The sequence below is a fragment of the Corallococcus carmarthensis genome, assembly GCF_003611695.1.
GTDB lineage: Bacteria > Myxococcota > Myxococcia > Myxococcales > Myxococcaceae > Corallococcus > Corallococcus carmarthensis.
Genome location: NZ_RAWE01000122.1, coordinates 18,791 through 28,986, shown reverse-complemented (window position 1 = coordinate 28,986; position 10,196 = coordinate 18,791). Strand labels below are relative to the sequence as shown.

Here is a 10,196-nt window from a genome sequence, read left to right as displayed (position 1 = left end):
GGACAGCAGGGCCTGCAGGCGCGCGTAAAGGGACATGGGGCGAAATGCTACCGAGCCGCCCGCACGGAGACTGTGAAGCGCTTCACAGGGAAGGGGAGGGCGGCCTGAAAGACAGCCGGGCAGGCAGGAGGCCTCCTTGAGCAGGGATTGACGGCCTCCGCCACGTCTGTGTTTTGGCCTCCTGACGCGGGGCGCCGAGGCGCTCGGGGATGGCGTGGGCGGACCGGGACGCCCTACAGTCCCGGGCCCATGGGAGACACGCTGGACGTCGTGGTGGACCTGGGGGACGTGGGGGAGACGGCCGCGGATGCCGTGCTGCTGAAGTACGCGCAGGGCTTCCACGGGGCGGACGGCGCGGTGGCGCGCCGGCTGGAGTCGGCGGGCGTCGCCATGGACGCCTTCGACCTGCTCCCCGGGGACCACCGCTTCATCGACACGCGCCGGAGCCTGGGCGCCCCCCTGGTGCTCTTCCTGGGCACGGTGCGGCTGCGGCAGTTCGGCTACCACGAGATCCGCCAGTTCTCCGTCCGCGCGCTCCAACTGCTGGAGCCCCGGCACGAGGTGCGGCACCTCGCGTGCACCGTGCACGGCCCCAACTACGGGCTGGACGAGGACGAGGCCGTGCTGGCCCTGGTGGGTGGCTTCGTGGACGCGTTCCAGCGGGGCAGCGGTCCGCGCGACCTGACGCGCATCACGGTGGTGGAGCTGAACCCCAAGCGCGTGGAGCGGCTGCGCAAGGCCATGGCGCTGGGATTGGGGCTGACGCCGGGCGTGGAGCCGCTGATGGGGGCCACGGGCTTCCGCGTGCGGCGGACGTCCCGCTTCGTCCAGGCGCCGCCCATGGCGTCCGCGGGCGCGAACTCGAACGAGAAGCCCCACGCCTTCGTGGCGATGCCCTTCGCGCCGGAGCTGGAGGACACCTACCACTACGGCATCCTGAACCCCGTGAAGGCAGCCGGGCTCCTGTGCGAGCGCGTCGACCAGGCCGTCTTCGACGGGCCCATCATCCAGCGCATCCGGGACCGCATCGACACCGCGAAGGTCGTCATCGCGGACCTGTCATTGGCGAACCCCAATGTCTATCTGGAGGTGGGCTATGCCTGGGGACGCGGCAAGCCCACCCTGATGCTGGTGCGGGACGTGCGGGAGCTGCGCTTCGATGTGTCCAGCTACCGGTGCCTCGTCTACCGGAACATCCGGCACCTGGAGGAGATGCTGACGCAGGAGCTGCAGCGCATCGTCTGACGCCGTGGCTCACCAGCCGCGCGCGGCGACCTCCCACGTCGCCACGCCCGTGTCCCCGCGCACGACATACAGCCGGGGATGCTGTGGGACGGAAACACAGACATGGTTGGGCACCACGCGCACACGCTCACCGATGCGCGGGCGCCACGTCGTACCGGACACGTCCAGCAGGCCGTGCTCCTCCGACAGGTTCTTCACAACGACCTCCGGCCGGTCCAGCAGGACGCCATACCCCGGTGCCAGCCCTTCCTCCTTCACCAGCGCCTTGGCTCCCGCGTCGATGACCACCTGTCCCGGCACGGCGGTGCTCACGACCGTGGCCAGCACCGAATAGGCGCACTCCGTCCAATCACACGCGCCGATAACCGCCGCGTTGTGGTCGTTCAGCACGTTGAGGCCGGGGCGGATCTCCGTGAGGCCCTTCACGGTATGGGATTGCCAGAGGGTCGGCGTGGAGCCGCCGCTGACCACTTCCGGCGGCAGGCCCGCGCTGTTCAGGGCGCCCACGAACGTCGCCAGCGCTTCGGATTGGGCATGCATCGCGGCGGGCAGCTCCGCCTGGGGGACGCGGATGTGGCCCGCGTAGAACGTCACTCCGCGAAAGGCCACGCCCTCCGTGGACGCGGCCTTGCGCGCCAGGGCCACGGCTTCCTCCGGCGTGCGAAGCCCCACGCGGCGCATGCCCAGGTCCACCTCCACCAGCACGCCCACGGTGCGTCCCGCGTCCCGGGCCGCGCGCGCCAGGCCCTCCAGCACTTCCTGGGAATCGAGCGCCACGGTGAGCCGCACGCGCGAGGGCAGGGCCATCAGCCGCGCCAGCTTGTGCGCGCCCACCGGCGGGTACGCGAGCAGCACGTCGTCGGACACGGACGCCATGACCTCGGCTTCCAGGACGGTGGCCACCGTGACGCCGGAGGCTCCCGCCGCGACCTGCATCGCGCCCAGCTCCACCGTCTTGTGGGTCTTCGTATGGGGGCGAAGGCGCAGCCCGTGCTCGCGGGCGTAGGCCGCGACGCGCTGGAGGTTCCGTTCGACGCGGTCCAGGTCCACGATGGGCGCGGGCGTGTCGAGGGTGTCGAGGAAGGTCGAGGACATGCGGTCCTTCTAACAGCCCCTCCGGGTGGAGCCATCGCCTGGATTCAGGCTCAGCGCTCGCTGTCGAGCAGCTTCATCTGCTGTTCGGGGTAGCGGCTGCCGGCAATCGCCTCCTTCGGGAGGAGCGCCTCGACAGCGGCCACATCGCTGGACGACAGGGGCTTCTCGAGTGCGCCGAGCACGTCGAGCAATTGCTTGCGCGTGCGCGCGCCGACCACAGGGACGAACGCCGGTTGCTTCGCCAGCACCCACGCCACGGAGAGCTGCGCAGGCGTCATCCCACGCTCCGCGGCGTACGCGTGGAAGCGCGCGACGGCCGCTGCGTTGCGCTGGCCCGCCTCTCCACTGAAGCGAGGGTAGTGCAGGCGGGCACCTTCAACCTTCGCTCCCGTCAACAGTCCGCGGGAGAGCACGCCGTACAGGGTCGCGCTCATGCCGAGCTCGGCGAGGGTGGGGAAGAGGGTCTTCTCCGGCTCGCGCGTGATGAGGGAGTACTCGATCTGCAGGTCGCTCAAGGGGTGCACCTTCGCCGCGCGGCGGATCGTCTCGGCGCCCACCTCCGAGAGCCCGATGTTCCGCACGTAGCCGCCCTTCACCAGTTCGGCGATCGCGCCCACCGTGTCTTCAATCGGCACATGGGGGTCCAGCCGGGCGGGGCGGTAGACGTCGATGTGGTCAACGCCGAGCCGCTGCAAGCTGTACGTGACGAAGTTCTTCACCGCCGCGGGGCGCCCGTCGAAACCCACGGGGACGCCGTCTGGTCCACGCATGGCCCCGAACTTCACCGAGAGCCGCACCTTGTCGCGTTGGCCTTCGATCGCGCGGCGAATGAGCAGCTCGTTGTGTCCGCTGGCGTAGAAGTCGGCGGTATCGATCAGCGTCACGCCGCGATCGATGGCCTCGCGGAGGGTCGCGATGCTCTCGCTCTCGTCAGACGGTCCGTACGCTCCGGACATGCTCATACAACCCAGGGCAATGGGAAACACCCGCGGGCCCGTCCTGCCGAGTTGCGTCGTGCGGTTCGCGGCGGTCATGGCTTCCTCTCTTCCAATCGCTGGGGTATACGGAACACTGTTCCGGTACTGACCCGTATATGCGGAACGATGTTCCGTTTGTCAAGGCGATGAAGAAAACCAACAGAGCGGATGCCCAGCGCAACCTCGACTCACTGCTTGAGGCGGCGAAGGCCGTGTTCGCCGAGTCCGGGGTCGACGCGCCGGTACGCGAGATCGCGAGTCGCGCGGGCGTCGGCATCGCGACGGTGTACCGGCACTTTCCACAGCGGTCCGAACTGATCGCCGCCGTGTACCGGCGCGAGATCGACGCCTGCGCCGCCTCGGCCCAGGAGCTGGCACGCGAGCATGAGGCGTTCGAGGCGCTGACGCGGTGGCTCCATCGGTTCACGAGCCTGATCGCCACCAAGCGTGGGCTCGCCGCGTCGCTCAATGCCCAGGATCCGGCGTATCAGGCGCTGCCCGCGTATTTCCGGCAGCACCTCGAGCCGGCGCTCCAGTCGCTGCTCGCCGCTGCTGCGGCGGCGGGGCGGGTTCGCGACGACGTCGACGCGTACGAGCTCCTGCGGGGCGTGGGGAACCTTTGCGTTCCCGTCGCGGAGGTCGGCCCCGGCTACCCTCGGAGAATGGTCGACCTGCTCATCGACGGGCTGCGCTACGGCGCGCCAGCGCCCTCGGGCTCTGGTCCCCGTCGTCGCTGAAGAAGGCGTGACGCTGGAGGCCCCTCCGGGCGGACTCCCAGACTACGTCGCGGGATTTCCCGCCGCAGGCTCGAAGGCCACCGTGGGCCGCTGCCAGCTCCAGCCGCCGGACTTCAAGGCCTCCGTCGCCTGCGCATCCAGCACGCGCAGCGCGGCGAGCACCTCCGCCGGAGGACGGGGCGCTCCCGGTGCGCTCTCCACTTCGAAGCGCGGGGGAATGGCGCTGGCATCCTGGCCGCCCATCACCACGCGGACGCGGCAGTTCTGCGGCGACAGCTCCGTCTCCCCGGACCACGACACGTCCTGGACGAAAAGGTCCACCGCGCCCAGCACCTTCTGTCCCTTCAGCCGCGTCACCACCGCGTCCAGCGAGCCCTTCGCGCGCTCATTCCGCTTCCGTCCAATGCGGGTGAGCGTCCACCAGGCCAGGCCGCCCGCGACGAGGGGCGAAAGGATGAAGTAGGGGATGAGCGGGCTCATGGGGCGGCAGGCTGCCACGAAACTCAAAAGAAGAAACGCCCGTCTCCAGGCCTCGGGGCTCGGGAGACGGGCGTGAACAGAAGCACGGCTACTGCGGCGCGGGCGCGGCGACCTTCTTCGTCGCGTTGGGCTTGTACGTCATGCCCAGCTCGTTGAAGACGAAGGAGTAGACGTCCACCTCCTCCTCGATGCGCGCGGACAGCGGCGTGCCCATGCCGTGGCCCGTCTCCGCGTTGGCGCGCAGCAGGATGGGCTTGGGAGACGCCGTCGCCGCCTGCATCCGGGCCACCATCTTGCGCGAGTGGAACGGATCCACGCGGGGGTCATTGGCGCCGGACGTGAAGAGCACCGACGGGTACTTCGTCCCGTCCTTCACGCGGTGCACCGGCGAATAGCCATACAGCGCCTTGAACTGCTCCGGGTCCTTCACGGAGCCGTACTCGGTCACGTTGAACTGGCCGTTGGGCGTCAGCTCCGTGCGCAGCATGTCGTAGATGCCCACGCGCGCCACGACGGTGCCGTACTGCTCCGGGTGCTGCGTCACGGCCGCGCCCATCAGCAGGCCGCCGTTGCTGCCGCCCTGGATGGCCAGCTTCTTCGGCTGCGTGTACTTCTGGTCCACCAGCAGCTTCGCGCACGCATAGAAGTCATCGAACACGTTCTGCTTGTTCGTGAGCGAGCCGGCCTTGTGCCACTCCTCGCCGAACTCCGAACCGCCGCGCAGGTTCGCCACCGCGAACACGCCGCCCTGCTCCAGCCACATGCCCGTCAGCGGGCTGTAGCCCGGGTTGATGGACACGTTGAAGCCGCCGTAGCCGGTGAGCCACGTGGGGTTGTTCCCGTTCAGCTTCGTGCCCTTCTTCTTCAGGATGGTGAGCGGCACCTTGGTGCCGTCCTTCGACGTGGCCTCCGTGCGCACCACCTCCACGTCGCTCATGTCGATGGGCGCCGTGCGCGCCAGCGCCGTCTTCGTCACCTTGTTGTCCGCCGCCGTGTAGCGGAACCACGCGGCTGGCTGGGTGAAGCTGCCGCTGGCGAAGAGCACGTCGTCCGCGCCCTGGCGCACCACGCCACCCACGAACGACACCGGCAGCGTGGGCACCAGCCCCAGCGCCTTGCCCGTCAGGTCCACCATGCGCAGCTGCGACGGACCGCCCAGCTGCTCCATCAGGTACAGGCGGCTCTTCGTCGGCACCACGGCCTGCACCGTCGCCTCGCCCTCGGGGACGACCACGGTCGCCTTGTCCAGGGTGGGCGTGGCCAGCGGCAGGCGCAGCACCTTGCCCTTGGGCGCGTCCTTGCGGCTGAGCAGGTACGCCGCGCCGTCCCCGCCGAAGCGCGCCGACACCACCTTGTCCGCGTACTTCGCCACCTGCGTCCACGTGCCCTTGGGGCCGTGCAGGTAGATGTCGAACTCGCCGCCGTCGCCGTTGGCCACGCGCGCGACGGTGTACTGGCCGTCGTCGCTGGACTCCAGGTCCGTCATCGCGATGCGCGGGAAGTCCTTGCCCAGCGCGTACGTGTCCTTCTCCGTGGGCGTGCCCAGCGTGTGGAAGTACACCTGCTGGTACACCTCGCGGTCCACGGGCGGCCGCTCCTCGCCGCGCGGATAGCGCGTGTAGAAGAAGCCCGTGCCCTGCGCGTTCCACGCGAGGCTGCCGCCCGCCGTGCCGCCGTTGACGCGGGGCACGAGCTCGTTGGGCATCGCCTTCGCCGTGGCCACGTCCCACACGGACACGTCACCGCTCTCCGTGCCGCCCTTGGACAGGGAGACGGCGACCTTCTTGCCGTCGTGCGACAGCTGGAACCAGTCGATGGTCGTCTTGCCGGAGGTGTCCACCTGCGTGGGGTCCACCAGCACGCGCTCCTTCGACGTGTCGTCCACCGAGCCCACCACGATGAGCGAGGGCTGCTGCTTGGGCGGCTGGAACTTCAGCCCCAGCAGCGTGCCGCCCTGTTCATCCAGGCCGCCGTAGGCGGGCGACTTCCAGGACAAGAGCTCCGTGATGCGCTGGCGCAGGGGCTCGCGGCCCGGGAGCTTGTCCAGGTACGTGCGCGTGTAGGCGTTCTGCGAGTCGGTCCACTGCTGCACCTTCGGATCCGTCGCGGACTCCATCCACTGGTACGGATCCGCCACGGTGGTGCCGTGGTAGGTGGTCTCCACGGGCTGCTTCTCCGCGGCGGCGGGCTTCGCGGGCGCCTTGCCCGCGGCTCCGGCCACGAGTGGCAACAGCAGCGCGGCGGTCGTCACTGCGATACGGGACTTCATGGTTCACCTCGCATGCGGGTGGACCCCTACGGGACGCTCATCGCAGGGGCAACTCCACCAGGGCGGTGGAGAAGGTGTCGAAGGTCTCGTTGGCGTTGGGCTTCGTGCCCTCGTCCATGTTGCCGAGCATCAGCGCGAACACCACGCGCGGGTGCTCCAGGTCGTTCGGCCGTTCGGCCACGCCCACGAAGCACTTCTGGCCCGTGAGCGTTCCCGTCTTCGCGCGGATGCGGCCCGCGGTGGACTGCGTCGTCTTGCGGCCCGCCAACGTTCCGTCCACGCCCAGCACCGGCAGGCTGTCCACCAGCGCGGCGCCGTAGGGCTCCTGGATGCTGGTGAGCAGCACCCGCGCCATGCCCCGGGGCGAGGCCAGGTTGTAGCGGGACAGGCCGCTGCCATCCACGGGACGCAGGTCCTTGGTGGGCACTCCCCGGCGCGCCAGCTCCGCGACCAGGGCCGTGCGCAGCGCGACGTAGCCTTCCTGGCCGGTGCGCTCGCGCGCGAAGCGCATGCCCAGCCGCTCCGCGTACAGGTTGAGGCTCTCCTTGTTCGTCGCGCGCACCAGCTCCGACAGGGGCGGGCTGGTCAGTTCCACCAGTGGTACCGGCACGGGTGGCATGGGCGGAGTGGGGGCCTCCAGTGAGAGGGGCAGCCGCGTCACCCCGTGCCGCGCCAGCGCGTCGTCCACGCACGCGGCGAAGAGTGCCTCCGGCGCGTCCACGGACAGCTTCACCGCGGCGGACTGGGGGCACGGTCCACCGGTGGGCGAGCGCCACGTGCAGCGCACGCCGCCGCCGCCACGCACGCAGGCCAGGTTCGAGCGCTCGGCGTTGACGTCCACGTTCACCACCGCGGACAGGGTGGCGAAGGTGGGCGTCCACTGGACGGAGGGCGCGTCCGCGCAGGTGGAGCCCGGGGCGCGCGCCAGCGCCAGGTCCACCACGTTCTCGCGGAAGACGAAGGGCGTGGGCGCCGCGCTGTAGGCATAGGCCGCGTCGTCCCAGGCCCAGCCGGGGCCCATGCCGCCGTCCATGCCGTCCGTGCCGGAGATGCGCACGTTGCCGCGCCACTGGTGGATGCCGCGCGCCTGGAAGGCCTCCGCGATGCGGTCGCACGCGAGCGCCGTCTCCGGGAAGCGCCACGAACCCAGCGACGGGTCCCCGGACGCCTGCGCCACCACGTCGCCCAGGAACAGGCCTCCCGCCTGCGAGCCCTCCAGGAACACCGGCGTCACGAAGCGGAAGTCCGCCCCCAGCGCGGACAGCGCGGCGGAGGTGGACACCACCTTCATCGTGGACGCGGGCAACAGCCGCACGTTCTCGCGGTGGGTGAAGAGGGGCTCGCCGGTGCGCGCGTCCACCACGTACGCGCCCGTGAGCGCGCCGTCCGCCTCCAGGGTCTCCAGCAGGGCCTTCGTCACCCCGGGCAGGGTGTCGCGCGGGGCGCCTTCCGGCGTGGCGGGCGCGTGGGTGCAGGCGGACAGGAAAAGGGCAACGACGCTGGCGGCAGGGAGGGCGCGGCGCATGGCGGCGGCCACCGTATGTCGCGTGCCTGGGAGTGTCATGGATTCCCGCCAGCGGGGTGGGGCGGAGACGTGCACGGCTGGACGGCGCACGGGCAAACGGTCCTGCCCGCGGGCTATTCCCGGGCCCTCGCCGTCCAGCCACGCCGAGTGCCTTGACGCGGCGCCACGCGCCCCCCATCCTGCCGCGCCCCATGCCTGTCCTACGTGGTGCCGTGACCTTTTCGCGCTTCCGGACCGAGCCGGCCAAGGATGCGCCGTCCGACGTCAAGCGCTGGCTGACCAAGGGACTCAAGTCCCATGCGTTCGAGCCCATCGACCGCCGTTCCGAGGAGGAGCGCGCCGCCGGTTTCGTGGAGTTGGAGAACCCGGAGGCCTCCGACTTCGCCACCGGAAACCTCTTCTATGGCGAGTACGCCCTGTTCGCCTTCCGCATCGACACGCTCAAGGTGCCCGCGTCGATGATGAAGTCGGAGCTGGACAAGTGGTCCGCCGCCTTCGCCAACGAGAACGGCCGCCCGCCCGCCCGCGCGGAGAAGAACAAGCAGCGCGCGGAGCTCAAGCAGCTGTTGCGTCAGCGCGCGGTGCCGCGCACCAGCACGCTGGACGTGACGTGGAACCTGAAGACGCAGCAGGTGCAGATCTGGGCTGCGTCGCGCAAGACGGTGGATGAGATCGCCGTGGCGCTGGAAGGCGCCCTGGCGGTGAAGGTGATTGGCATCACGCCCGCGTCCATGGCGCAGCGCGCGGGCATCGACGAGAAGGCCCTGGGCCCCACGGCGGAGCTCATTGGCCTGGACCTGCCGGCGACGGCTTCGGTGGAGGCGACCCATGGCGAAGCGTGAGCAGGCGAGGGAAGAGGCGGCGTTCGCCCGGGGCGACGTGGGCGTGGACGGCGCCTCCACCGAGGAGGAGAAGGACGAAGCCGAAGTCGAAAAGGGCAAGGCGCGCGAACAGCTCTTGCGCGGCCGGGCCTACCTGGGGCGCGAGTTCCTGACGTGGCTCTTGTGGCGCTCGGAGTCGGGCGACGCCCTGGTGGAGTTCGACAAGGCGGGTGTCGTCGTCCTCTTCCTGGGCAAGGTGGTGCTGCGCGGCGTGGCCGGCGACGTCACGGAGATGAGCGCCAAGGGCACGCTGGCGCCGTATTCGGAGAACGTCCGCCACTCGCTGGACCGGGGCCTGCTGGTGTCCCAGGCGCGCCTGCGCGTGTCGCACGGCGAGCGCGAATACGAAGTCACCCTGGATGCCGAGTTCCTGGACATCCGCGCCGCCAAGCTGCCCGCGCTCCTGACGGAGGAAGAGGATGATCAGCTCTCCGAACGGCTGGAGCTCACCGAGCAGCTCTCGTCGCTCGTGGATGCGCTGGTGCAGGAGTTCCTCACCGTGCGTTCCGGCCGCGCCTGGAGCAAGCAGGTGGTGCCCGCCATGAAGGCGTGGATGAAGGGCGAGGAGAAGGGGAGCGACCTGCTCTCCAAGGCCGCCCGCGCCCGGGGCCGCGACGCCCGGGCCGCCCGGGGCTGAGCCGCGGAGCGGCAAGAACATCTGTCCGTGCTGGAGTCAGGACGGACAGATGTTCGGGTTCAGGCTTCCTTGAGAGCGAAGCAGGCCCATTCACTGACACGTGTTCTGCTGGGTGCACGACGTCCCTGGTGCACACACACCGCAGCTCGCAACGACTCGCCGGACACCACAGTTGTCCGCGGACACCGCGGTCCCGCAGGCGAAGGCATTCCGAGAACAGAAGGCTCCATCCGATTCCGGAACGCACGAAGACTTCTGCAAGCTCACCTGCGCTGTCAATGACTGCCCAAACCCATCGTTGGCGATGGTGAAGGTCCCCGCGAACGAACTGCCACTCAGCGTACCGGAAA

General features: G+C 69.9%; 9 protein-coding genes. 4 read left to right on the top strand and 5 right to left on the bottom strand.

The window, feature by feature from the left end:
* Positions 1 to 249: 249 nt before the first annotated feature.
* Entirely contained in the window at positions 250 to 1,245 is a 996-nt protein-coding gene (locus D7X32_RS27540; RefSeq protein ID WP_120605551.1) for a TIR domain-containing protein, read from the top strand.
* 9 nt (positions 1,246 to 1,254) lie between these two features.
* On the opposite strand, the gene D7X32_RS27535 is transcribed toward D7X32_RS27540, so the two are convergent.
* Positions 1,255 to 2,340: a D-TA family PLP-dependent enzyme gene (locus D7X32_RS27535; protein WP_120605550.1), complete on the bottom strand. Its 1,086-nt coding sequence runs from the start codon at positions 2,338 to 2,340 to the stop codon at positions 1,255 to 1,257.
* Positions 2,341 to 2,390: 50 nt separating this feature from the next.
* Entirely contained in the window at positions 2,391 to 3,374 is a 984-nt protein-coding gene (locus D7X32_RS27530) for an aldo/keto reductase (protein ID WP_120605549.1), read from the bottom strand.
* 89 nt (positions 3,375 to 3,463) lie between these two features.
* Here D7X32_RS27530 and D7X32_RS27525 point away from each other — a divergent pair, with 89 nt between their 5' ends.
* Complete coding sequence (locus tag D7X32_RS27525) at positions 3,464 to 4,054, top strand: TetR/AcrR family transcriptional regulator (RefSeq protein WP_244239210.1); 591 nt, start codon at positions 3,464 to 3,466, stop codon at positions 4,052 to 4,054.
* Positions 4,055 to 4,096: 42 nt separating this feature from the next.
* On the opposite strand, the gene D7X32_RS27520 is transcribed toward D7X32_RS27525, so the two are convergent.
* The 3 genes from D7X32_RS27520 to dacB all read right to left on the bottom strand — a co-directional run bounded on the left by D7X32_RS27520 (position 4,097) and on the right by dacB (position 8,328).
* Positions 4,097 to 4,534, bottom strand: coding sequence for a hypothetical protein (locus D7X32_RS27520; protein WP_120605547.1), 438 nt, complete (start codon positions 4,532 to 4,534; stop codon positions 4,097 to 4,099).
* An 88-nt stretch (positions 4,535 to 4,622) separates the two neighbouring features.
* The gene (locus tag D7X32_RS27515) at positions 4,623 to 6,803 is read right to left on the bottom strand and encodes a prolyl oligopeptidase family serine peptidase (RefSeq protein WP_120605546.1); all 2,181 of its coding nucleotides are present in this window, start codon (positions 6,801 to 6,803) and stop codon (positions 4,623 to 4,625) included.
* Between the two features lie 37 nt (positions 6,804 to 6,840).
* The gene (gene dacB, locus D7X32_RS27510) at positions 6,841 to 8,328 is read right to left on the bottom strand and encodes a D-alanyl-D-alanine carboxypeptidase/D-alanyl-D-alanine endopeptidase (protein ID WP_167506520.1); all 1,488 of its coding nucleotides are present in this window, start codon (positions 8,326 to 8,328) and stop codon (positions 6,841 to 6,843) included.
* Between the two features lie 191 nt (positions 8,329 to 8,519).
* Here dacB and rdgC point away from each other — a divergent pair, with 191 nt between their 5' ends.
* On the top strand, positions 8,520 to 9,170 hold the full coding sequence (rdgC, locus tag D7X32_RS27505; RefSeq protein ID WP_120605544.1) for a recombination-associated protein RdgC: 651 nt from the start codon (positions 8,520 to 8,522) through the stop codon (positions 9,168 to 9,170).
* The gene (locus D7X32_RS27500) at positions 9,157 to 9,846 is read left to right on the top strand and encodes a hypothetical protein (protein WP_120605543.1); all 690 of its coding nucleotides are present in this window, start codon (positions 9,157 to 9,159) and stop codon (positions 9,844 to 9,846) included. Before rdgC ends, D7X32_RS27500 begins: the two co-directional genes overlap by 14 nt.
* The last annotated feature ends 350 nt before the right edge of the window (positions 9,847 to 10,196 follow it).